The following is a 22,043-nucleotide window of genomic DNA, read 5'->3' as shown; positions in this document are numbered from 1 at the left end:
GTCGTACCGTCGGCGCCGGCGTCGTCGCCAAGATCATCGAGTAAGCTCTTTAAACAACAAAGAGGGCGCCCGGGGCTCGGCTGAGCCGGGCCCGGGGCGCCCCTTTCCATTACGGGTTGGGCCATGATGGACAGTCAGAACATTCGTATCCGTCTCAAGGCGTTCGATCACCGCGTGCTCGACCAGTCGACGCTGGAGATCGTGAACACCGCCAAGCGTACGGGTGCGCAGGTGCGCGGGCCCATCCCGCTGCCGACGCGGATCGAGAAGTTCACCGTCAACCGCTCGCCGCACATCGACAAGAAGTCGCGCGAGCAGTTCGAGATCCGCACGCACAAGCGGGTTCTGGACATCGTCGACCCGACGCCGCAGACCGTCGATGCTCTCATGAAGCTCGACCTGGCCGCTGGCGTCGACGTCGAGATCAAGCTCTAAGGGACAGGTACGATGCGCACCGGTCTTATCGCACAGAAAGTCGGCATGACTCGCATGTACAACGATGCGGGTGAACACGTGCCGGTCACGGTGCTGAAGGTCGACGGCCTGCAGGTCGTCGCCCAGCGCACCGCCGACAAAGAAGGCTACACCGCCGTCCAGCTGGGCGCCGGCAAGGCCAAGGTCAAGAACGTTTCGAAGGCGCTCCGCGGCCACTTCGCCAAGGCGAAGGTGGAGCCGAAGCGGAAGCTCGCGGAATTCCGCGTTTCCGAGGATTGCCTTCTGGACCCGGGCGTGGCATTGTCGCCCGCTCATTTCGTCGCCGGCCAGTTCGTCGACGTTACGGGTATCAGCATCGGTAAGGGTTTCGCCGGCGGCATGAAGCGCCACAACTTCCGTGGCCTTGAAGCGACGCACGGCGTGTCCATCTCGCACCGTTCCCACGGTTCCACCGGTCAGTGCCAGGACCCCGGCAAGGTGTTCAAGGGCAAGAAGATGGCCGGTCACCTGGGTGCGGAGCGTGTTACCACGCAGAACCTGACCGTGTTCTCGGTTGACGAGGAGCGCGGTCTGATCCTGGTGCGCGGGTCCGTCCCCGGCCATGCCAATGGCTGGGTCCGGGTTCGTGATGCCGTGAAGAAGCCGGTCCACGGCGAGGTCCCGATGCCCGCGGGCATCTATCAGGCCGCGTCCGAGGCTCCGGCTGCCGCTCCCGCCGAGGAGGCTCCGGCCGCCGATGCGGGTGAAGGTGAAAGCAAGGAATAATCGGCCATGAAGGTTGACGTAATTACTCTGGACAACAAGAGCGCCGGCTCTGTCGAACTGGCCGAAGATATCTTCGGCCTCGACGTCCGCGCCGACCTTTTGCACCGCGTCGTCCGCTGGCAGCTGGCGAAGCGGCAGGCCGGGACCCACAAGACGAAGGGGATCTCCGAGATCTCCGGCACCACCAAGAAGCCCTTCCGCCAGAAGGGCACGGGCCACGCCCGTCAGGGTTCCATGCGGAGCCCGCAGTTCCGCGGTGGTGCGACGATCTTTGGCCCGGTCGTGCGTTCCCACGCCCATGATCTGCCGAAGAAGGTCCGCAAGCTGGGCCTGAAGACGGCGCTCTCGGCGAAGGCGAAGGACGGCAAGTTGGTCGTTCTGGACACCGCCACCTCGGAGTCGGGCAAGACCAAGGACCTGGTCAAGCAGCTCGCCGCTCTGGGTTGGTCGTCCGCCCTGATCATCGACGGCGAGGCCGTGAACGACGGTTTCGCCCGTGCCGCCCGCAACATCGTTGGCGTCGACGTCCTGCCGCAGCAGGGTGCGAACGTCTACGACATCCTGCGTCGTGACACGCTTGTCCTGACCAAGGACGCGGTCGCGAAGCTCGAGGAGCGCCTGAAATGAGCAAGCAGGTCACGATCAGCAAGGAACGCATGTACGACGTGATCAAGAGCCCCGTCATCACCGAAAAGGCGACGATGGGTTCGGAGCACAACCAGGTCACGTTCCGTGTGCCGCTCGATGCCTCCAAGCCGGAGATCAAGGCGGCCGTGGAAGGCGTGTTCGACGTCAAGGTCAACGCCGTCAACACGCTGATCCAGAAGGGCAAGGCCAAGCGCTTCCGCGGCCGTATGGGTCGCCGGAGCGACGTCAAGAAGGCGGTCGTGACCCTCGCCGAGGGTCACTCGATCGACGTGACGACGGGAGTGTGACGAAATGGCTCTGAAGAAGTTCAACCCGGTCACGCCGGGCACCCGTCAGCTGGTGCTCGTCGACCGGTCCGACCTGTGGAAGGGCAAGCCGGTCAAGAAGCTGACCGAGGGCCTGACCAAGTCGGGCGGCCGCAACAACACCGGCCGCACGACCGCCTGGAACCGCGGCGGCGGGGCCAAGCGTCGGTACCGCATCATCGACTTCAAGCGCACCAAGATGGACGTCACCGCGACCGTCGAGCGCCTGGAGTACGACCCCAACCGCACCGCGTTCATCGCCCTGGTGACCTACACCGACGGCGAGCAGGCCTACATCCTGGCTCCGCAGCGTCTCAAGGAAGGCGACACCATCGTCGCCGCCGAGCGCGCGGACATCAAGCCGGGCAACGCGATGCCCCTGAAGAATATGCCGGTCGGCACCATCGTCCACAACGTGGAGATGAAGCCGGGCAAGGGCGGCCAGATGGCCCGCTCGGCGGGTTGCTACGCGCAGCTCATCGGCAAGGACCAGGGCTACGCCCAGCTGCGCCTGTCCTCGGGCGAGCTGCGCATGGTGCGCGGCGAGTGCATGGCCACGGTCGGTGCGGTCTCCAACCCGGACAACCAGAACCAGAATCTGGGCAAGGCCGGTCGTGCCCGGTGGATGGGCCGTCGTCCGAGCGTCCGAGGCGTGGTGATGAACCCGGTCGACCACCCGCACGGCGGCGGCGAAGGCCGTACTTCGGGCGGCCGTCACCCGGTCACGCCGTGGGGCAAGCCGACGAAGGGCAAACGCACCCGCAATAACAAGGCGACGGACAAGCTCATCATGCGCACCCGTCACCAGGCGAAGAAGAAGTAACGGAGGCCGCTCGTGGCTCGCTCTGTTTGGAAAGGTCCGTTCGTAGACGGATACCTGCTGAAGAAGGCCGAAGCGGCCCGGTCCGCCGGTCGCAACGAGGTCATCAAGACCTGGTCGCGCCGCTCGACCATCCTGCCGCAGTTTGTCGGCCTGACGTTCGGCGTCTACAACGGCCAGAAGTTCGTCCCGGTGCTGGTTACCGAGAACATGATCGGGCACAAGTTCGGCGAGTTTTCGCCGACCCGCACGTTCTACGGCCACGCCGCCGACAAGAAGGCGAAGAGGAAGTAAACGATGGGCAAGCAGTCCGCACCCCGCAGCCTGCCGGACAACGAGGCCAAGGCGTTCTCGGCGTCCATCCGCACCAGCCCGCGTAAGCTGAACCTCGTCGCATCCATGATCCGTGGCATGTCGGCCGAGGCGGCGCTGTCGGCGCTGACCTTCAACGCGCGCCGGGTCTCCAACGACGTGAAGAAGGTGCTGGAAAGCGCCATCGCGAACGCGGAGAACAACCACCAGCTCGACGTCGACCGTCTGGTCGTCGCCGAGGCCTACGTTGGCAAGAGCCTGGTGATGAAGCGCTGGCGCGCCCGCGCCCGTGGTCGAGTCGGCCGTATTCAGAAGCCGTTCTCGAACCTGACCATCGTGGTGCGTGAGCGCGAGGAGACTGAGTAATGGGTCACAAAGTCAATCCGATCGGCCTGCGCCTCGGCATCAACCGCACCTGGGACAGCCGTTGGTTCGCTGACGAAAACTATCCCAAGCTGCTGCACGAGGATCTGGCGCTGCGCGACTACCTCAAGAAGCGCCTGCAGCAGGCCGGTGTGTCGCGCATCATCATCGAACGTCCCGCCAAGAAGGCCCGCATCACCATCCACACCGCCCGTCCGGGCGTGGTGATCGGCAAGAAGGGCGCCGACATCGAGAATCTGCGCCGCGAGCTGGCTCGCCGCACGGGCAACGAGGTGATGCTCAACATCGTCGAGATCCGCAAGCCGGAACTGGACGCGCAGCTGGTCGCCGAAAACATCGCCCAGCAGCTGGAGCGCCGCGTGGCCTTCCGTCGCGCCATGAAGCGCGCCGTGCAGAACGCCATGCGCCTGGGCGCCCAGGGCATCCGGATCAACTGCGCCGGTCGTCTGGGCGGCGCCGAGATCGCCCGGACCGAGTGGTACCGCGAGGGCCGCGTGCCCCTGCACACCCTGCGCGCGGACGTCGACTACGGCGTCGGCACCGCGAAGACCACCTACGGCACCTGCGGTGTCAAGGTGTGGATCTTCAAGGGTGAGGTGCTGGAGCACGACCCGATGGCGCGGGACAAGCGCGCTGCCGATCAGGGCCGCTGAGGCGGCCCGACCCGGTTAGAATTGAGGATGTAGAGCGATGCTTTCTCCGAAACGGACGAAGTTCCGCAAGCAGCACAAGGGCCGCATTCACGGCGAGGCGAAGGGAGGCTATACGCTGAACTTCGGCTCCTTCGGCCTGAAGGCCCAGGAGCCCGAGCGGATCACCGCCCGCCAGATCGAGGCCGCCCGCCGCGCCATGACCCGCTACATGAAGCGTCAGGGCAAGGTGTGGATCCGCGTCTTCCCGGACGTGCCGGTCTCCAAGAAGCCCCTCGAAGTGCGTATGGGTAAGGGCAAGGGCTCGCCGGAAGTATGGGTCGCCAAGATCAAGCCCGGCCGCATCATGTTCGAGGTGGACGGTGTCAGCGAGGAAATCGCGCGCGAGGCGTTCCGCCTGGCGTCGGCCAAGCTGCCCCTGAAGACCAAATTTGTTGCACGCATCGGCGAAGGGGTCTAAATCATGGCGTCCGCGACGGATATCCGTGCGAAAAGCGTCGACGAGCTGAAGGACCGCCTCGTCGAACTCAAGAAAGAGCAGTTCAATCTGCGCTTCCAGAAGGCCTCCGGCCAGCTGGAGAACACCGCCCGCGTTTCTGCCGTGCGCAAGGAAATCGCGCAGGTGAAGACGGTTCTGAACGAGCGTCGGGCCCAGCCCGGCGCGTGAGTGCCTGAAGGAGTGACGGTAATATGCCTCGGCGCATTCTTCAGGGTGTGGTGACGAGCGACAAGACCGACAAGACCGTGACGGTCGTGGTCGAGCGCCGGTTTATGCATCCGGTGTATAAAAAGTTCATTCGCCGCACCAAGAAGTACGCCGCCCACGATGAAGCCAACCAGTGCAAGGTTGGCGACGTGGTGCGGATTCGTGAGTGCCGCCCCCTTTCCAAGACGAAGTCCTGGGAAGTGGTGGCGGAAGGTGCTGAATAAACACACCAACCTCTAGCGTTTAAGGAATTGGTGCAATGATTCAGATGCAAACCAACCTTGACGTGGCCGACAACTCCGGCGCGCGTCGGGTTATGTGCATCAAGGTGCTGGGTGGTTCCAAGCGGAAGACCGCCAGTGTCGGTGACGTCATCGTGGTGTCCGTGAAGGACGCGATTCCCCGTGGCCGCGTGAAGAAGGGTGACGTGCAGCGTGCCGTCATCGTGCGCACGGCCAAGGAAATCCGTCGGCCGGACGGGTCGATCATCCGATTCGACCGCAATGCCGCGGTGCTCATCAACAAGCAGAACGAGCCCATCGGCACCCGTATCTTCGGCCCGGTGACCCGCGAGCTGCGCGCGAAGAAGTTCATGAAGATCATCTCGCTGGCTCCGGAGGTCCTGTAAATGGCTTCGAAGGTGAAGAAGGGCGATCGTGTCATCGTCCTGACGGGCAAGGACAAGGGCAAGACCGGCGAGGTCCTGCGGTCCATCCCGTCCGAAAATCGGGTGGTTGTCCAGGGTGTGAACGTCGTCAAGCGTCACCAGCGTCCGACCCCGATGTCGGCCGGCGGCATTATCGAAAAGGAGGCGCCCATCAACGTCTCCAATGTCGCCCACATCGACCCGAAGGACCAAAAGCCGACCCGCGTCGGCTTCAAGACGCTCGAGGACGGCTCGAAGGTGCGCTTCGCCAAGCGCTCCGGCGAGGTCCTGGATAAGTAAGGAGTTGGGCGATGACTGCGCGTCTGCGTGAACATTACGATACCGTCGTCCGCAAGGCCCTCCAGGAAAAGTTCGCCTACGCGAACCACATGGAGTTGCCCCGCCTGTCCAAGATCACGATCAACATGGGTGTCGGTGCCGCCGCCCAGGATCGCAAGAAGATCGAGGGCGCGATCGCGGACATGACCGCCATCTCCGGCCAGAAGCCGATTCTGACCAAGGCCAAGAAGTCGATCGCCGGCTTCAAGCTGCGTGACGGCATGGTGGTGGGCTGCAAGGTCACCTTGCGGCGCGAGCGCATGTACGAGTTCCTCGACCGTCTGGTCACCATCGCGCTGCCGCGCGTGCGTGACTTCCGTGGCATTCCGACCACGGGCTTCGACGGCCAGGGCAACTACAACATGGGCCTGAAGGAACAGATCATCTTCCCGGAAATCGAGTACGACCAGGTCGACGTCGTCCGGGGCATGGATATCTCGTTCAACACCACGGCCAAGACCGACGAGGAGTGCCGCGCGCTTCTCGAAGGTTTCGACATGCCGTTCATCAAGTAAGGCCGGAGGTCTAAAGATGGCAAAGGTTTCTGCCGTTCAGAAGAACAAGCGCCGCGAGCGCCTGGTGGCCAAGGACGCCGCCAAGCGTGCGGAGCTCAAGGCGAAGATCAAGGATCAGGACATCTCCCCCGAGGAGCGGTTCGAAGCGGTCATGAAGCTTGCGGAACTGCCCCGCAACGGCTCCAAGGTTCGCATCCGCAACCGCTGTGAACTGTCGGGCCGCCCGCGTGGTACCTACCGCAAGTTCAAGCTCGGCCGTGTCATGCTGCGCGACCTGGCCTCTACCGGCCAGATCCCCGGCATGGTCAAGTCGAGCTGGTAAGGGGAGACTTCACCCATGTCCATGACTGATCCGTTGGGTGATCTGCTCACCCGCATCCGCAACGGCCAGCAGGCCCGCAAGCAGAGCGTGCTCGCGCCGGCGTCCAAGCTGCGCGCGAACGTTCTCGAGGTTCTGGTCCGCGAGGGCTACATCCGTGGTTGGGAACGCTACAACCTGCGCCAGGGCATCGACGAGATCCGCGTTGATCTCAAGTACCTGGACGGCGAGCCCGTGATCAAGGAGATCAGCCGCGTGTCCAAGCCGGGCCGCCGCGTCTACTCCAAGATCAAGGATCTGCCGAAGGTCTACAACGGCCTGGGCATTTCCATCCTGTCGACGCCGCGTGGCGTGATGTCCGATCACGAAGCGCGCCAGGCGAACGTCGGCGGCGAAGTCCTCTGCAAGGTGTTCTAAGGGGCGTTTGACAATGTCGCGAGTTGGTAAATATCCGGTCGAGGTTCCCTCCGGCGTGACCGTCACGCTGGGCGAGGACACCGTCACCGTGAAAGGCAAGCTCGGTGAGATGTCCATGCCTCTTCTGTCCGACCTCGTGGAGGCCAAGATGGAAGAGAACCAGGTCGTCGTCTCGCCGAAGACCGAGCACAAGAAGTCGCGCATGATGTGGGGCACCACGCGCGCCAATATCGCCAATATGGTGAAGGGCGTGTCGGAAGGCTTCACGAAGAAGCTGGTGATCACCGGCGTCGGCTATCGTGCGCAGGCCCAGGGCAACACCCTGAAGCTGTCGCTCGGGTTCTCCCACGACATCGACTTTCCGGTGCCGCAGGATCTGAAGATCACCACGCCGCAGCCGACCGAGATCGAGATCTCGGGCTCGGACAAGCAGCGCGTCGGGCAGATCGCCAGCGAAATCCGTGGTTTCCGTCCGCCCGAGCCCTACAAGGGCAAGGGCGTCCGGTACGCGGACGAGCAGATCCTGCGCAAGGAAGGCAAGAAGAAGTAAGGGCGAGAACCATGCAGCAGAAGGCACTGTTCAAGCGCCGTGCGCGGCGCAACCGCTTCGCCCTGAAGAAGAAGGCTGGTGGCCGTGCGCGCCTGTCCGTCTTCCGTTCGGGCAAGCACATTTACGCCCAGGTCATCGACGATGCCCAGGGCAAGACCGTCGTTTCCGCCTCGACCCTCGACAAGGAGTTGAAGGGTCAGGTCGAGAAGGCCGGTACCGTGGACGCCGCGACGGCGGTCGGCAAGCTGGTGGCCAAGCGCGCCACCGAGGCCGGCGTCAAGGAGGTCGTCTTCGACCGTGGCGGCTACGTCTATCACGGCCGCGTCAAGGCTCTGGCCGACGGCGCGCGCGAGGGCGGTCTTTCGTTCTAAGGGATTTTCGGTATGGCACGTACACCCAACGCTGAGCGCTCCGAGCGCAGCCCCCGGGACCGTGATCGTCGCGGCGACCGGGACCGCAACGCCGAGCGCGACGACGAGTTCGTCGATAAGCTCGTCCACATCAACCGCGTCGCCAAGGTGGTCAAGGGCGGCCGCCGCTTCGCCTTCGCCGCGCTGGTCGTGGTGGGCGACGGCAAGGGCCGCGTCGGCTTCGGCGCCGGCAAGGCCCGCGAGGTGCCCGAGGCGATCCGCAAGGCGACCGAGCAGGCCAAGCGCGAAATGGTCCGGGTGCCCCTGCGCGAGGGCCGCACCCTGCACCACGACGTGAAGGGCCACTTCGGCGCCGGCCGCGTGATCCTCCGTTCGGCCCCGGCCGGTACGGGCATCATCGCCGGTGGTCCGATGCGCGCCGTCTTCGAGACCATGGGCGTGCAGGACGTCGTCGCCAAGTGCACCGGCACGACGAATCCGTACAACATGATCAAGGCGACCTTCGACGCGCTCGTGAACATCAATTCGCCGCGCCAGATCGCGGCGAAGCGGGCCAAGAAGGTCGGTGACATCGTGGCCCGTCGCGACGGTGCCGCGGCGGTCGCCGCCGCCGGCGCGAAGGAGTAAGGCTCATGGCGAACACCGTGAAGGTCACGCAGATCCAGAGCCCCATCGGCCGCAAGAAGGACCAGCGCGCGACGCTGGTCGGCCTGGGCCTGAACAAGATGCACCGCACGACGGTCCTCGAGGACACGCCGTCGGTCCGTGGCATGATCGCCAAGGTCGCGCATCTGGTGAAGGTGGAGGCGGCGGAGTAATCCGCCGCTTCTTTCCTCCCCAACTCTGAAAGTCAGGGCGTATCGCTATGAAACTCAACGAGCTCCGCGACAACCCGGGTGCCACGAAGGCGCGCATGCGCGTCGGCCGCGGCATCGGGTCGGGCAAGGGCAAGACCGGCGGCCGCGGCGTGAAGGGTCAGACCTCGCGCACGGGCGTCGCGATCAACGGCTTCGAAGGCGGCCAGATGCCCATCTACCGCCGTCTGCCGAAGCGCGGCTTCAACAACATCTTCCGCAAGGACTATGTTGCGCTGAACCTCGACCGCATCCAGGCGGCCTTCGACTCCGGCAAGCTGGACGCCGGCCAGCCGGTGACGGCCGAGGCTCTGGTGGCGGCCAATGTCATCAGCCGCGCCAAGGACGGCGTGCGCCTGCTGGGCATGGGCGAACTGAAGACCAAGGCGACCTTCAAGGTGGCGGGCGCTTCCGCCTCCGCCAAGGACGCCATCGAGAAGGCCGGCGGCACCCTCGAGGTGCTGGCCCCGGCCAAGACGGAGGAGGGCGGCGCGTAAGGCGCCGCCCCTTTCCCTTTTTCCGACCGTTTGTGACCTGAGAGAGTAGGGCATGGCATCTGCCGCCGAACAGCTCGCCGCGAACATGAACTTCAGCGTCTTTTCGAAGGCGACTGAACTCAAGAAGCGGATCTGGTTCACCCTGGGGGCGCTGATCGTCTACCGGGCTGGCACCTATATTCCGCTGCCGGGCATCAACCCGCAGGCGTTGGCCGACGTTTTCGCCCAGCAGGGCGGGGGCATCCTCGGCATGTTCGACATGTTCGCGGGTGGTGCGCTGTCGCGCATGACCATCTTCGCGCTGAACATCATGCCCTACATCTCGGCATCGATCATCATGCAGCTGATGACCGCCGTCAGCCCCACCATGGAGGCGCTGAAAAAGGAAGGCGAGTCGGGCCGCAAGAAGATCAACCAGTACACCCGCTACCTGACGGTGCTGATCGCGGCCATGCAGGCCTACGGCATCGCGGTCGGCCTGGAAGCCATGAGCGGCTCGGCCGGCGCGGCGGTGTATGACCCAGGCTACTTCTTCCGCTTTACCACCGTGATCACGCTGGTGGGCGGCACGCTGTTCCTGATGTGGCTGGGCGAGCAGATCACCGCCCGGGGCGTCGGCAACGGCATCTCGCTGATCATCTTTGCCGGCATTGTCGCCAACCTGCCAGGCGCACTGGCGGGCATGCTGGAACTGGGCCGCACCGGCGCGCTCAGCCCCGCGATCATCATCGGCATCATGGTTCTGGCCGTCGCCGTCATCGCCTTCATCGTGTTCATCGAGCGTGCCCAGCGCCGCATCCTGGTGCAGTATCCGAAGCGCCAGATGGGCAACAAGATGTACGGCGGCGAAAGCACCCACCTGCCGCTGAAGATCAACACGCCGGGCGTCATTCCGCCGATCTTCGCCAGCTCCATCCTGCTGGTTCCGGTGACGGCGGCGAGCTTCACCGCCGGCCAGGGGCCCGAGTGGCTGCGTGAGATCGTTGCGCTGCTGGGCATCGGCCAGCCGCTGCATATCGTCCTGTTCGCCGCCCTGATCATGTTCTTCGCGTTCTTCTACACGGCGGTTGTGTTCAACCCGGCCGACACCGCGGATAACCTGAAGAAGTACGGCGGCTTCATTCCCGGCATCCGGCCGGGCAAGAACACGGCCGAGTACCTGGACTACGTCCTCACCCGGCTCACCGCCGTGGGCTCCGTCTACCTGGTGCTGATCTCCATCCTGCCGGAGATCCTGATCGCCGAGGTCGGTGTGCCCTTCTACTTCGGCGGCACCTCGCTTCTGATCGTGGTGACGGTCACCATGGACACGGTGGCCCAGATCCAGTCCCACCTGCTGGCGCACCAGTACGAGGGGCTTATCAAGAAATCCAAGCTGAGAGGTAAGCGCGGATGAAGGGGAAGCGCATCATCTTCATGGGCCCTCCGGGCGGCGGCAAGGGCACCCAGGCCCAGCGTCTGGAGGACAAGTTCGGCATCAAGCAGCTGTCCACCGGTGACATGCTGCGGGCGGCGGTCGCAGCCGGGACCGAGCTGGGCAAGCAGGCCAAGCAGGTCATGGACGCCGGTCAGCTGGTCTCCGACGACCTGATGATCGGCCTGATCTCCGAGCGCGTGGACCAGCCGGACTGCGCCAACGGCTTCATCCTGGACGGCTTCCCCCGGACCATTCCGCAGGCCGAGGCGCTTGATGCGCTCATGGCCGACAAGGGCATGGATCTGGACGCGGTGATCGAGCTGCGCGTCCCCGATTCGCTTCTGGTGGAGCGCATCACGGGCCGCTTCTCCTGCGCCAAGTGCGGCCGCGGCTACCACGACAAGTACCAGCAGCCGAAGGTGGAGGGCGTCTGCGACGCCTGCGGCTCGACGGAGTTCAAGCGCCGGGCCGATGACAACGCCGAGACGGTGACGTCCCGCCTGGAGGCCTACCACAAGCAGACCGCGCCGGTCCTCGCCTACTACGAGGAGAAGGGCAAGGTCCACGTGGTCGACGGAACGAAGGACATCGACCAGGTCACCGATGATCTGGTCGCCATCCTGGAAAAGTGATTGACGGTGGGTTGACTCGCAGGGCGCGATGCATATAATCGCGCACCTTCGGGCCACCCGCCCCGCAATGGAAATCGACAACAGTCGCACGAGAGTAAGGAGTACGGGCTTTGGCGCGTATCGCTGGCGTTAACATTCCCACCAACAAGCGGGTGGAAATCGCGCTGACCTACATCTACGGCATCGGCCCGAAGAAGGCCAAGGACATCCGCGAGCAGGTCGGCATCGCCGACTCCGTTCGCGTGAACCAGCTGTCCGATGACGAGGTCATGCGCATCCGTGAACTCATCGACAACGAATACCGGGTCGAGGGTGACCTGCGGCGCGAGACGGCGATGAACATCAAGCGTCTCATGGACCTGGGCTGCAACCGCGGCCTGCGTCACCGCAAGGGTCTGCCGGTCCGCGGCCAGCGCACGCACACCAATGCGCGCACCCGCAAGGGTCCGGCCAAGCCGATCGCCGGTAAGAAGAAGTAATTTCGGGCAAGGGATAGGTTCGGCACATGGCCAAGGCTGCTCAGACCGCGCGTCCGCGTCGCCGCGAACGGAAGAACATCTCTTCCGGCATCGCGCACGTGAACGCGTCGTTCAACAACACCATGATCACCATCACCGACGTGCAGGGGAATGCCATCTCCTGGTCGTCCGCCGGCGCTCAGGGCTTCAAGGGTTCGCGCAAGTCGACCCCGTATGCCGCCCAGGTCGCCGCCGAGGACGCCGGCCGCAAGGCCGCGGAGCACGGCATGCGCACCCTGGAGGTCGAGGTGTCGGGTCCGGGTTCCGGACGTGAGTCCGCCCTGCGCGCGCTGCAGGCAACCGGCTTCACCATCACGTCCATTCGCGACGTGACGCCGATCCCGCACAACGGCTGCCGGCCGCGCAAGCGCCGCCGCGTCTGATACGCGCAGGCGCCGCGCGTCCGTCGCGGCGCGCCAACGGTCCGCAAGGTTACGCCGGCCCGAGCCCAGGCTCTGGCCGGCGCCGTGCCGTCCCGGATCGCGGTCTTCGGCCCAATGGGGCGCGGGCCGCACCCGCGCCAGGCCGGCGGTAAGGCGTCATCGGCACACCGCCGAGCCGGCGCAAAGGTAAGGACTTCGGCGTACCCGGGCGCCGGTCGCAAGGGCCCGGAGACAACCGGATAGAATAGGGGCACGCCCGTGATTCAGAAGAACTGGCAGGAACTGATCAAACCGTCCAAGCTCAGCGTCGAGCCTGGCGACGATCCGGCGCGTCTGGCGACGGTCGTTGCCGAGCCGCTTGAGCGTGGCTTCGGCATGACGCTCGGCAACGCGCTGCGCCGCGTGCTGCTGTCGTCCTTGCAGGGCGCGGCGGTCACCGCCATCCAGATCAAGGGCGTCCTGCACGAGTTCAGCAGCGTCGAAGGCGTCCGCGAGGACGTCACCGACATGATCCTCAACATCAAGACGCTGGCGCTGCGCATGGGCGGCGAAGGCCCCCGCCGCATGACGCTGAAGGCTACCGGCCCCGGTCCCGTCACCGCCGGCCAGATCGAGCCGGGCGCCGAGATGGAGATTATGAACCCCGACCTTGTGATCTGCCACCTGGACCAGGGTGCCACCCTGGACATGGAGTTCACGGTGAACACGGGGAAGGGCTATGTTCCGGCGGCCATGAACCGCAACGAAGACAGCCCCATCGGCCTGATCCCGGTGGACAGCATCTTCAGCCCGGTCAAGCGCGTCTCCTACAAGGTCGATAACAGCCGTGTCGGTCAGGTCACCGACTACGACAAGCTGTCCATGGACGTCGAGACCAACGGCTCGATCACGCCGGAAGACGCCGTGGCGCTCGCCGCCCGCATCCTGCAGGACCAGCTGCAGCTCTTCATCAACTTCGAGGAGCCGCAGGCCGCCTACGAGGAGAAGAAGGAGGAGGAACTCCCCTTCAACAAGAACCTCCTGCGCAAGGTGGACGAGCTGGAACTGTCGGTCCGTTCGGCGAACTGCCTGAAGAACGACAACATCATCTACATCGGCGACCTGGTGCAGAAGACCGAGGCGGAAATGCTCCGCACCCCGAACTTCGGCCGCAAGTCGCTGAACGAGATCAAGGAAGTGCTGGCCTCCATGGGCCTGCACCTGGGTATGGAAATCCCCAACTGGCCGCCCGAGAACATCGAGGAACTGGCCAAGAAGCTGGAAGAGCCGTACTGATCTTTTCGTTGCCCCGGCCGCTCGCGGTCGGGGCAACGCCCTCAGGCGCCGGGCGCGCGCTGACCGCGCGCGTGGCGCGCGCCGTAGGAGCGGCGGCCCCCAGTCGGGGGCTTGGGGCGAGGGCATTTCCGATCAGGCGCGGTCGCGCCTGATCGGCGGTGTGCGCGCTTCCGCGCACGCCTTCGGCTCCAAGCGCCACCAAGGCTCACGCGCCTGACCGGCGCGGGGTCGCAGTCGCGACCCTATTCGCCCTTTTCGATCACGTTCGATCGAAAAGGGCTCTGTTTACCGGGTTGTGTTTCTCGGCCGCCGGGTCTAAAACCGGCGGCCGATCCGGTTCCATGACGGAGCCATCCCGCCGTGCATGCCGCATTCGTCCATTCAACCGGGCGCGGCGGCGGGACATCGCAATCGATTTCGCGTCGCGAGATCCAGTTACAGGAGAGCACCCATGCGTCACGGCATGTCGGGCCGCAAGCTCAACCGCACCAGCAGCCACCGCAAGGCCATGTTCGCCAACATGGCGACGGCCCTGCTGAAGCACGAGCAAATCAAGACCACCGTGCCCAAGGCCAAGGACCTGCGTCCGGTCGTCGAGAAGCTCATCACGCTGGCCAAGCGCAACACCCTGCACACCCGCCGCCAGGCCGCCGCGATCATCCGCGAGGACGCTGTGGTCCGTAAGCTGTTCTCCGAACTGGGCGAGCGCTACAAGGACCGCAACGGCGGCTACACCCGCGTGCTGAAGGCCGGCTACCGCTACGGCGACGCCGCGCCGATGGCCGTCATCGAGCTGGTCGACCGCAACCCCGACGCCAAGGGCGCCGAGGACAAGGCCCGCGTCGAGGCCGAGGCGGAAGCCGAAGGCGAGGAGTAAATCCTCCGCCGCAGTCGCGGTTTGCTGTCGAGAAAGGGCGGCCCATGGCGGGCCGCCCTTTTTCTCGTCTGTACCCCGGCGGGAAGGCCAGGGCGTCCCGCTTCCGCCGGGAGCGCCCGGGGGTCCCGCTCCCGGCCGTGCGGCGCGTGCCGGACGGCCGGGCCGGAGGATGGCCGGATCAGGCGCTGCGCACCTGCTTCAGGAAGCGCACCATTTCCGCCTGCAGGGTGTCGGAGTTGCTGTTGAGGTCGGTAACGGACGTCAGCACCTCGTCGGACGCCGTGCTGGCGCGTTCGGCCGCCGAGGTGACGCCGCTGATGTTCGTAGTCACCTCGCGCGTGCCGACGGCGGCCTGTTCCACGTTGCGGGCGATTTCGGCCGTGGCGGCGTTCTGTTCTTCCACCGCCGAGGCGATGGAGGACGTGATCTCGTGCACCTCGCGGATCACGTCGCCGATGGACTTGATGCCGTCGACGGCCGCCAGACTTTCCTTCTGCACGTCGGTGATCTGGGCCGAGATGTCCTCGGTCGCGCGCTGGGTCTGCTGGGCGAGCGCTTTGACCTCGTTGGCGACGACGGCGAAGCCCTTGCCGGCGTCGCCGGCGCGCGCGGCTTCGATGGTGGCGTTCAGGGCCAGAAGGTTGGTCTGCTCGGCGATGTCGGTGATGAGGCTGACGACGGCGCCGATCTTCTCGGCGGCGTCCGACAGGCCGCGCACCTGCTCGTTCACCTCTTCCACCCGCCGGGTCGCGCGGCCGGCGACGGCGGAGGACTGGGACACCTGCCGCGAGATTTCGGAAATGGAGGACGCCAGTTCCTCGGCGGCGGCGGACACGGTTTCGACGTTGGCGGAGGCTTCCTCGGCGGCTGCAGCCACCGCAGAGGCCTTGCTGGTGCTGTCGTCGGCGGTGCGCGACATGTCTCCGGCCGTGGTCTCCAGCGTGCCGGCGGCCGAGGAAACGGCCTTGATGATGCCGCCGACCGAGGCCTCGAAATCGTCGGCCAGGCGGTTCATGGCGGCGCGCTTGTCTGCTTCGGCCTGGCGTTCCAGGGCCTTCTGCTCCTCGGCCAGGCGCTCGGCCTCCTGCCCGTTCTCCTTGAAGAACGCCACGGCGGCGGCCATCTGGCCGATCTCGTCGCGGCGGTTGCGGCCGGGGATGACGGTGTCCCACTCCTTGCGGGCGAGCCGGCCCATGGCCTCGGTCATCCCCGCGACGGGCCGGCCGATGTTGCGGCCGATGAGGACGGCGTTCAGCACGCCGACGACGACCGCCAGGGCCAGGACGGCGATCATGACGGTCCAGGCACGGTCGATGTCGGTGGTGAGTTCGGTCTTCTGGTCGGCCCGCAGCCCTTCGGCGGCGGTTTCAAGGGCGCGCGCGGTCTCGATCAGGCGCGGGCGGAGGGCCTGCTGCTCTTGCCGGCCGTCGACGAATGACCGGAAGGCGGTCTCGAAACCCTCGATCTCGGCCAGGACGGCGTCGGCCACCTGGCGCGTCGCCGTCCGGTCGGCACCGTTGCGCAGGGCCTGGGCGCCGCTGCGCAGCGTGTCGACGCCGGCCAGGACCTGGTCGCGCGACTCCACGTCGTCGCGGATCTGGTAGTTCTTTTCGTCCCGGCGAACCTCCAGCATGGTCTTGATGAGGCGGTTGGCCGCGTCGGCCTCGCGCAGTTCCTCCAACACGATGGTGCTCGAGGCGTTGCCGTCCAGCAGGTCGCGAACCTGGGCCTTCTGCTGCGCCCGCAGGTCTTCCAGCACGCCTTCCACCTCGCGGGCAGCGGTTTCCATGGCGGCCAGGGCCGTGGCGGCTTCCCGGTCGATTTCCACATAACGGTCGAATGTGCCGGCGTACTCTGTGGTGACGTCCGCCAGTTCGTCCATCAGCCGGTCGTTGGCGACGCTCTGGAACTGCGCCTTCGATTCCGTGATCTGCGCCTGAATACTGTCGACCAGGCCGCGCACGTCGCCGGCCTCGTCGGGATTGCCGCGCAGCATGTAGTTCTTTTCCTCGCCGCGCAGGTCGAGGACGAACTTGACGATGCGGTTGGCGTCGTCGGCCTTGTCGACGCGGTCGGTGACGTTCGTCAGGGCGGCCAGGCCCACCGCGCCGAGTATGATCGTCAGGGCCAGGACCGCGCCGAAGGCCAGCGCAAGTTTCTTGCCGATGGTCAGGCCGGGCGACCTCCGGCCGGTCGTCAGTTGTGCCATGGTCTGGGGTGCTCCTGGGGGAGAGCCAGGCTGGGGTTGTCCTGGCCCATTGTGTAAATCGGATGCGTTACGTTTGATACGGGATGTATGATCCTTTCGGATCACCAGGATAACCCTAAAGTTCCCCCGGTCGCCGGTTTGCGGCCGCCATCGGCGGCACCACCGTTCGCATGCGTGCAGGCCATGGCTGCGGGCGCTACCCTTGTCCGAATGCGCACGCAAGAGGCATTTCGCACCGGGAGGCGCCCGCCATGGCCACCGCCACGACCAAGACACGCGACCAGGACGGTTCGTCCACGTTCAGCGGCCCGGAACTCGGGGCGATCGCACACCTTTACAGGGGCGAGGTCTACCGTTCGACCATCTGGCGATCGCGCCTGGACAACACCACGAACTGGGCGGTCCTGACGACGGGTGTCGCCCTGTCCATCGCGTTCGCAAGCCCTCAGGCCTCGGCGTTGCCGTTGATCCTGGTGGGGCTTCTGGTGGCGGCGTTCCTGGCGTTCGAGGCGCGGCGCTACCGCTATTTCAACGTCTGGCGGGCGCGCTGCCGGTTGATGGAGACCGACATCTACGCCCCTATGCTCCGCGGCGAGGGCGTCACCCTGGACGGCAGATGGAACACGCTTCTGTCCAGCGATTACCTGCGGCCGCACTTCCACATCAGCTATGGGCGGGCCCTGGGGCGCCGGCTGCGCAAGAACTACGCCTACATCCTGACGGTGCAGGCCGTCGCCTATGCCGGCAAGCTCTCGGTGCATCCGACCGCGCTCGACAGCTGGGCGGCGTTGCTTGACCGTGCGGCGGTCGGGCCGGTGCCCGGCCTTGCCGTACTCGGCGGCGGGCTTCTGTTCCATGGCGCCTGGATCACTCTGGCCCTGGTGACCTTGCGCATCGAAAAGCGCTATCGGCGCTCCGGCGCGCTGATCGCCATTGCCTGAGCCGCTCGGCGTGCGCCTTTTGCGCCGCCGTGCGGGGCGGTGTATACCGGCGTCACGACCAACGCCTGGACAATGACGAGGATGACATGCGGCGCCTGATCGCCTGCCTGATGTTGACGACCCTGGGCCTTGTCGGCCCGGCCGCCCCCACCGTCGCCCAGCAGCGCGTGGTGCCCGACAGCAAGGCCGAGGCGCTGCTGTCTTTCTCGCCGGTTGTGAAGCAGGTGACGCCGGCGGTGGTCAACATCTACACCAAGACGGTGGTAAAGACCCGCTCGCCGCTGTCGCCGCTGTTCAACGACCCCTTCTTCCGCCGCTTCTTCGGCGACCAGGTGCCGCGCGGCGGCACGCGGGAGCGGGTGGAGACCAGCCTGGGGTCGGGCGTGATCGTGCGCGAGGACGGCATCGTCGTCACCAACGACCACGTCATCGCCGGCGCGTCGGAGATCACCGTCATCCTGGCCGACCGCCGGGAGTTCGAGGCCGAGGTGCTGGGCACCGACGAGCGCACGGACCTTGCCGTGTTGCGGCTGGAGACGGACGGTGAGACCCTGCCGACCCTGCCGCTGACCGATTCGGACGCGCTGGAGGTGGGGGACCTGGTTCTGGCCGTCGGCAACCCCTTCGGCGTCGGGCAGACGACCACCATGGGCATCGTGTCGGCGCTGGGGCGGACCACCGGCGGCGGCGACAGCCAGCACGACTTCCGTTCCTTCATTCAGACCGACGCCGCCATCAACCCCGGCAACTCCGGCGGCGCCCTGGTGGATGGCGCGGGGCGTCTGGTGGGCATCAACACCGCGATCTATTCGCGCGACGGCGGCAACGTGGGCATCGGCTTCGCCATCCCGTCGAACATGGTGCGGGTGACCGTGGACAGCCTGATCTCCGAGGGGCGGGCGGTGCGTCCGTGGTTCGGCGCCGGCGGGCAGGGCGTAACCAACGACATTGCGCAGTCGCTGGGGATGGAGCGGCCGGTGGGCGTGCTCATCAACGAGATCTATCCCGGCGGTCCCGCCGACCGCGCCGGACTGAAGGTCGGCGACGTGGTGGTGGCCGCGGGCGGCCTGCCCGTGGTCGGGCCGGCGGACCTGCGGTATCGCATCGTCACCGCCCCGCTGGGGGAGGGCCTTGACCTGACCGTCCGGCGGGCGGACGGCGAGCGGGTCGTGCGCGTCGCGCTGATCCCGCCGCCGGAGGACCCGCCGCGCAACGTCACGCGGCTGGAGCGCTTCGACGGCCCCTTCGAGGGAGCGGAGGTGGCCAACCTGAACCCGGCGCTGGCCGAGGAGATGGGGCTGGACAGCCTGCAGCGCGGCGTGGTGGTTCTTGCGCTCAAGCGGGGCGGCACGGCGGCACGACTGGGCTTCCGGCCGGGCGACATCATCACCCGCGTCAATGACCGCGATACGCCCACCATCAAGGACCTGCAGCGCGCCGTGCGCCCCACCGTCCGGTGGACCATCACGCTGCTGCGTGACGGCCGCTCGCTGACCACCACGTTGTCGCAGTAGGCAAGGAAGGATCGCGCTCTCTTGGCCGGCCCCTCACTCTTCGACGCGCAAGCCCCGCGCCCGCTCGCCGACCGCCTGCGTCCGAAAACGCTGGACGAGGTGGTCGGGCAGGATCACCTGATCGGACCCGACGGGCCGCTGGGGCGCATGGTGCGCGCGGGCAAGCTGCAATCCATCGTGCTGTGGGGCCCGCCCGGCTGCGGCAAGACCACCATCGCGCGCCTTCTGGCCGACGGCACCGACCTGCACTTCGAGCCCCTGTCGGCGGTGTTCTCGGGTGTGGCCGACCTGCGCAAGGTGTTCGAGGCCGCTCGCAAGCGGCGCGAGGCGGGGCAGGGGACGCTGTTGTTCGTCGATGAAATCCACCGCTTCAACCGCAGCCAGCAGGACGGATTCCTGCCCTATGTGGAAGACGGCACGGTGGTGCTGGTGGGGGCGACGACGGAGAACCCCAGCTTCGAGCTGAACGCCGCGCTTCTGTCGCGCTGCCGGGTGCTGGTGCTCAATCGCCTGGACGAGCCCGCGCTGGAAAAGCTCCTGGCCCGCGCGGAGGCCGAACTCGGCGCGCCGTTGCCGCTGACCGAGGAGGCCCGCCAGGCGCTCAAGGCGCTGGCGGACGGCGACGGGCGGTTCCTGCTGGGCATGGCGGAGGACATCGCCAACGCCGGAATATCCGAGCCTCTGGACGCGGCGGGGCTGGCGGGCATCGTCCAGCGCCGGGCGCCGGTCTACGACAAGGACCGCGAGGGCCACTACAACCTCATTTCCGCCCTTCACAAATCCTTGCGGGGGTCGGATACCGACGCCGCGCTCTACTGGATGAACCGCATGCTGGAAGGCGGCGAGGACCCCATCTACATCCTCCGCCGCCTGACGCGGTTCGCCGTGGAGGACATCGGCCTGGCCGATCCGGGGGCGGTCACCCAGGCCATCGCGGCGTGGGAGACCTATGACCGGCTCGGCAGCCCGGAAGGGGACCTGGCGATCGCGCAGCTTGTGATCTATCTCGGCACCGCGCCCAAGAGCAACGCCGGCTATTCCGCGTTCAAGGCGGCGCGGCGGGCGGCCAAGCAGACCGGCAGCCTGATGCCGCCCAAGCATATCCTGAATGCGCCGACGCGCATGATGAAGGACCTGGGCTACGGCAAAGGCTACCGCTACGATCACGACGCACCGGAGGCGTTCTCCGGCCAGAGCTATTTCCCAGAGGAAATGGAGCGCCAGCGCTTCTACGATCCGCCGGAGCGCGGCTTCGAGCGGGAACTCCGCAAGCGCATCGACTTCTGGGACCGCCTGCGCGCCCGCCGCCGCGCCGAGGACGAGGGGGAGGACGGCGCGTGAGCCTTAAGATGCTGCTGGCCGTCGCCGCCGGCGGGGCGCTGGGCTCGGTGGGGCGCTATGCCACCGGCGTGCTCATGGGGCGTCTGCTGGGCATGGGCTTTCCCTGGGGGACGCTGACGGTGAACATCGTCGGCAGCTTTCTCATGGGGGCGCTGATCGAGTGGGCGGCCCTGCGCGGGGTGATGAGCCAGGAGGCGCGGGCCTTCGTGTTCATCGGCGTGCTGGGCGGCTTCACCACCTTCTCCAGCTTTTCGCTGGACGTGGCGGCGCTGGTGGAACGGGGTGCGCTGGCCCCGGCGGCGGCCTATGTGACGGCGACCATCATCGTGGGCGTGGCGGCCCTGTTCATCGGACTTTACACCGCGAGGACCCTTCTGACATGAGCGGCGTGCAAACCCTTTCCGTCACCGACGACGAGCACGAGCTGCGCGTCGACCGCTGGTTCAAGCGCCACTTCCCGGACCTCAAGCACGGCCGGCTGGAGAAGCTTCTGCGCACGGGCCAGATCCGCGTCGACGGCAAGCGCGCCAAGAGCAACCAGCGGCTGGAGGCCGGCCAGGCCGTGCGCGTCCCCCCGCTGGGCGAGCAGCCGGACCTGCCGCCGGACGACGAGCCCAGGGTCTCGCAGGCCGACGCGGCGATGATCCGCGCCTGCGTCATCCACATGGACGACGACGTGATCGTGCTCAACAAGCCGCCGGGGCTGGCGACCCAGGGCGGCACGGGCACCAACCGGCACATCGACGGCATGCTGGAGGCCCTGCGCTACGACTACCCCGACAAGCCGCGCCTGGTGCACCGGCTGGACCGCGACACCTCGGGCGTTCTGGTGGTCGGGCGCACGGCCAAGGCGGCCTCGGTACTGGCGGCAGCCTTCAAGAGCCGGGATGCCCGCAAGGTGTACTGGGCGGTCGTGGTCGGCGCGCCCAAGCCGTCGGAGGGCAGATTATCCGCCCCCCTCGCCAAGGCCCCCGGCAAGGCCGGCGAGCGCATGGAGGTGGACGAGGACTGGGGCAAGCCGGCGGTGACGGTGTTCCGCACCGTTGAGGCCGTCGCCGGCAAGGCGGCGTGGCTGGAGATGGAGCCCCTGACCGGCCGCACGCACCAGCTGCGCGTCCACGCCGCCGCCATGGGCACGCCGATCCTGGGCGACGGCAAGTACGGCGGGGCCGAGGCGCATCTGTCGGGCCGCGGCGTTTCCCGCAAGCTCCACCTCCACGCCCGCGCCCTCCGGCTGCCGCACCCGCACGGCGGGATGCTGGACGTGAAGGCGGAACTGCCGGAACACATGGCGGAAACCTTCGAGTTCTTCGCCTTTGATGTGGCGGAGGCGGGGGATGCGTTCGGGGAGGGGTGAAGCACGTTCTGGTTGCGCGGGCCGACGGATCAGGGCAGGTTGATTG

At 66.5% G+C, this 22,043-nt stretch carries 33 protein-coding genes; 32 read left to right on the top strand and 1 reads right to left on the bottom strand.

From position 1 onward, the window contains the following. Positions 1 to 126 precede the first annotated feature (126 nt). From rpsJ to rplQ, 27 genes are all read left to right on the top strand, one after another. Positions 127 to 435 (top strand): 30S ribosomal protein S10, encoded by a 309-nt coding sequence (rpsJ, locus tag C882_RS13985; protein WP_043645655.1) that lies wholly within the window; start codon positions 127 to 129, stop codon positions 433 to 435. Between the two features lie 12 nt (positions 436 to 447). Next, positions 448 to 1,200 carry a 50S ribosomal protein L3 gene (rplC, locus tag C882_RS13980; RefSeq protein ID WP_009541274.1) on the top strand — a complete coding sequence of 251 codons (753 nt, stop codon included), beginning with the start codon at positions 448 to 450 and terminating at the stop codon, positions 1,198 to 1,200. 6 nt (positions 1,201 to 1,206) lie between these two features. After that, entirely contained in the window at positions 1,207 to 1,827 is a 621-nt protein-coding gene (rplD, locus tag C882_RS13975) for a 50S ribosomal protein L4 (protein WP_009541273.1), read from the top strand. Next, on the top strand, positions 1,824 to 2,135 hold the full coding sequence (locus tag C882_RS13970; RefSeq protein ID WP_009541272.1) for a 50S ribosomal protein L23: 312 nt from the start codon (positions 1,824 to 1,826) through the stop codon (positions 2,133 to 2,135). The genes rplD and C882_RS13970 overlap by 4 nt, the downstream gene beginning before the upstream one ends. A 4-nt stretch (positions 2,136 to 2,139) precedes the next feature. Then, positions 2,140 to 2,976 (top strand): 50S ribosomal protein L2, encoded by an 837-nt coding sequence (rplB, locus tag C882_RS13965; protein ID WP_009541271.1) that lies wholly within the window; start codon positions 2,140 to 2,142, stop codon positions 2,974 to 2,976. A gap of 12 nt (positions 2,977 to 2,988) precedes the next feature. After that, positions 2,989 to 3,267: a 30S ribosomal protein S19 gene (rpsS, locus tag C882_RS13960; protein WP_009541270.1), complete on the top strand. Its 279-nt coding sequence runs from the start codon at positions 2,989 to 2,991 to the stop codon at positions 3,265 to 3,267. 3 nt (positions 3,268 to 3,270) lie between these two features. After that, positions 3,271 to 3,651, top strand: a complete 381-nt coding sequence (gene rplV, locus C882_RS13955) for a 50S ribosomal protein L22 (protein ID WP_009541269.1) — start codon at positions 3,271 to 3,273, stop codon at positions 3,649 to 3,651. Next, positions 3,651 to 4,322 (top strand): 30S ribosomal protein S3, encoded by a 672-nt coding sequence (gene rpsC, locus C882_RS13950; protein WP_009541268.1) that lies wholly within the window; start codon positions 3,651 to 3,653, stop codon positions 4,320 to 4,322. Before rplV ends, rpsC begins: the two co-directional genes overlap by 1 nt. 37 nt (positions 4,323 to 4,359) lie before the next feature. Beyond that, positions 4,360 to 4,779 (top strand): 50S ribosomal protein L16, encoded by a 420-nt coding sequence (gene rplP, locus C882_RS13945; protein WP_009541267.1) that lies wholly within the window; start codon positions 4,360 to 4,362, stop codon positions 4,777 to 4,779. Between the two features lie 3 nt (positions 4,780 to 4,782). Beyond that, positions 4,783 to 4,986 (top strand): 50S ribosomal protein L29, encoded by a 204-nt coding sequence (rpmC, locus tag C882_RS13940; protein ID WP_009541266.1) that lies wholly within the window; start codon positions 4,783 to 4,785, stop codon positions 4,984 to 4,986. A gap of 23 nt (positions 4,987 to 5,009) precedes the next feature. Continuing rightward, complete coding sequence (gene rpsQ, locus C882_RS13935; protein ID WP_009541265.1) at positions 5,010 to 5,249, top strand: 30S ribosomal protein S17; 240 nt, start codon at positions 5,010 to 5,012, stop codon at positions 5,247 to 5,249. 35 nt (positions 5,250 to 5,284) lie between these two features. Further along, a complete protein-coding gene (gene rplN, locus C882_RS13930; protein ID WP_009541264.1) occupies positions 5,285 to 5,653 on the top strand; it encodes a 50S ribosomal protein L14 in 369 nt (122 codons plus the stop codon). After that, positions 5,654 to 5,971 carry a 50S ribosomal protein L24 gene (gene rplX / locus C882_RS13925; RefSeq protein WP_009541263.1) on the top strand — a complete coding sequence of 106 codons (318 nt, stop codon included), beginning with the start codon at positions 5,654 to 5,656 and terminating at the stop codon, positions 5,969 to 5,971. It begins immediately after the preceding gene. An 11-nt stretch (positions 5,972 to 5,982) separates the two neighbouring features. Then, positions 5,983 to 6,525: a 50S ribosomal protein L5 gene (gene rplE, locus C882_RS13920; protein ID WP_009541262.1), complete on the top strand. Its 543-nt coding sequence runs from the start codon at positions 5,983 to 5,985 to the stop codon at positions 6,523 to 6,525. Positions 6,526 to 6,541: 16 nt separating this feature from the next. Beyond that, positions 6,542 to 6,847 (top strand): 30S ribosomal protein S14, encoded by a 306-nt coding sequence (rpsN, locus tag C882_RS13915; RefSeq protein WP_009541261.1) that lies wholly within the window; start codon positions 6,542 to 6,544, stop codon positions 6,845 to 6,847. A gap of 15 nt (positions 6,848 to 6,862) precedes the next feature. Then, positions 6,863 to 7,261, top strand: coding sequence for a 30S ribosomal protein S8 (gene rpsH, locus C882_RS13910; protein WP_009541260.1), 399 nt, complete (start codon positions 6,863 to 6,865; stop codon positions 7,259 to 7,261). A 13-nt stretch (positions 7,262 to 7,274) separates the two neighbouring features. Continuing rightward, the gene (rplF, locus tag C882_RS13905) at positions 7,275 to 7,811 is read left to right on the top strand and encodes a 50S ribosomal protein L6 (RefSeq protein WP_043645551.1); all 537 of its coding nucleotides are present in this window, start codon (positions 7,275 to 7,277) and stop codon (positions 7,809 to 7,811) included. Between the two features lie 11 nt (positions 7,812 to 7,822). Further along, on the top strand, positions 7,823 to 8,182 hold the full coding sequence (rplR, locus tag C882_RS13900; RefSeq protein ID WP_009541258.1) for a 50S ribosomal protein L18: 360 nt from the start codon (positions 7,823 to 7,825) through the stop codon (positions 8,180 to 8,182). Between the two features lie 12 nt (positions 8,183 to 8,194). Next, positions 8,195 to 8,809 (top strand): 30S ribosomal protein S5, encoded by a 615-nt coding sequence (gene rpsE, locus C882_RS13895; protein ID WP_009541257.1) that lies wholly within the window; start codon positions 8,195 to 8,197, stop codon positions 8,807 to 8,809. 5 nt (positions 8,810 to 8,814) lie between these two features. Then, positions 8,815 to 9,000, top strand: a complete 186-nt coding sequence (gene rpmD, locus C882_RS13890) for a 50S ribosomal protein L30 (RefSeq protein ID WP_009541256.1) — start codon at positions 8,815 to 8,817, stop codon at positions 8,998 to 9,000. 47 nt (positions 9,001 to 9,047) lie between these two features. Further along, positions 9,048 to 9,533: a 50S ribosomal protein L15 gene (gene rplO / locus C882_RS13885; protein WP_043645548.1), complete on the top strand. Its 486-nt coding sequence runs from the start codon at positions 9,048 to 9,050 to the stop codon at positions 9,531 to 9,533. A 52-nt stretch (positions 9,534 to 9,585) separates the two neighbouring features. Then, entirely contained in the window at positions 9,586 to 10,929 is a 1,344-nt protein-coding gene (secY, locus tag C882_RS13880) for a preprotein translocase subunit SecY (RefSeq protein WP_009541254.1), read from the top strand. Further along, a complete protein-coding gene (locus C882_RS13875; RefSeq protein ID WP_009541253.1) occupies positions 10,926 to 11,582 on the top strand; it encodes an adenylate kinase in 657 nt (218 codons plus the stop codon). The genes secY and C882_RS13875 overlap by 4 nt, the downstream gene beginning before the upstream one ends. 110 nt (positions 11,583 to 11,692) lie before the next feature. Next, entirely contained in the window at positions 11,693 to 12,061 is a 369-nt protein-coding gene (rpsM, locus tag C882_RS13870) for a 30S ribosomal protein S13 (protein WP_009541252.1), read from the top strand. A gap of 26 nt (positions 12,062 to 12,087) precedes the next feature. After that, the gene (gene rpsK / locus C882_RS13865; protein WP_009541251.1) at positions 12,088 to 12,483 is read left to right on the top strand and encodes a 30S ribosomal protein S11; all 396 of its coding nucleotides are present in this window, start codon (positions 12,088 to 12,090) and stop codon (positions 12,481 to 12,483) included. Positions 12,484 to 12,741: 258 nt separating this feature from the next. Further along, a complete protein-coding gene (locus C882_RS13860; protein ID WP_009541250.1) occupies positions 12,742 to 13,758 on the top strand; it encodes a DNA-directed RNA polymerase subunit alpha in 1,017 nt (338 codons plus the stop codon). A 451-nt stretch (positions 13,759 to 14,209) separates the two neighbouring features. After that, positions 14,210 to 14,635: a 50S ribosomal protein L17 gene (gene rplQ / locus C882_RS13855; protein WP_009541249.1), complete on the top strand. Its 426-nt coding sequence runs from the start codon at positions 14,210 to 14,212 to the stop codon at positions 14,633 to 14,635. Positions 14,636 to 14,813: 178 nt separating this feature from the next. Here the strand turns inward: rplQ and C882_RS23340 are convergent, their stop codons facing one another. After that, positions 14,814 to 16,844 carry a HAMP domain-containing methyl-accepting chemotaxis protein gene (locus C882_RS23340; protein ID WP_009541248.1) on the bottom strand — a complete coding sequence of 677 codons (2,031 nt, stop codon included), beginning with the start codon at positions 16,842 to 16,844 and terminating at the stop codon, positions 14,814 to 14,816. Between the two features lie 251 nt (positions 16,845 to 17,095). On the opposite strand from C882_RS23340, the gene C882_RS13845 reads away from it, so the two are divergent. The 5 genes from C882_RS13845 to C882_RS13825 all read left to right on the top strand — a co-directional run bounded on the left by C882_RS13845 (position 17,096) and on the right by C882_RS13825 (position 21,997). Further along, the gene (locus tag C882_RS13845; protein WP_009541247.1) at positions 17,096 to 17,785 is read left to right on the top strand and encodes a DUF2270 domain-containing protein; all 690 of its coding nucleotides are present in this window, start codon (positions 17,096 to 17,098) and stop codon (positions 17,783 to 17,785) included. Positions 17,786 to 17,871: 86 nt separating this feature from the next. Next, the gene (locus C882_RS13840) at positions 17,872 to 19,299 is read left to right on the top strand and encodes a DegQ family serine endoprotease (RefSeq protein ID WP_009541246.1); all 1,428 of its coding nucleotides are present in this window, start codon (positions 17,872 to 17,874) and stop codon (positions 19,297 to 19,299) included. Positions 19,300 to 19,320: 21 nt separating this feature from the next. After that, positions 19,321 to 20,640: a replication-associated recombination protein A gene (locus C882_RS13835; protein WP_009541245.1), complete on the top strand. Its 1,320-nt coding sequence runs from the start codon at positions 19,321 to 19,323 to the stop codon at positions 20,638 to 20,640. Beyond that, entirely contained in the window at positions 20,637 to 21,023 is a 387-nt protein-coding gene (gene crcB / locus C882_RS13830; RefSeq protein WP_009541244.1) for a fluoride efflux transporter CrcB, read from the top strand. The genes C882_RS13835 and crcB overlap by 4 nt, the downstream gene beginning before the upstream one ends. Further along, on the top strand, positions 21,020 to 21,997 hold the full coding sequence (locus tag C882_RS13825) for an RluA family pseudouridine synthase (protein ID WP_009541243.1): 978 nt from the start codon (positions 21,020 to 21,022) through the stop codon (positions 21,995 to 21,997). Before crcB ends, C882_RS13825 begins: the two co-directional genes overlap by 4 nt. Positions 21,998 to 22,043 lie beyond the last annotated feature (46 nt).

The sequence above is a fragment of the Caenispirillum salinarum AK4 genome (genome assembly GCF_000315795.1).
Classification (GTDB): domain Bacteria; phylum Pseudomonadota; class Alphaproteobacteria; order Rhodospirillales; family Rhodospirillaceae; genus Caenispirillum; species Caenispirillum salinarum.
This window is presented reverse-complemented; position numbering and strand designations above follow the sequence as displayed.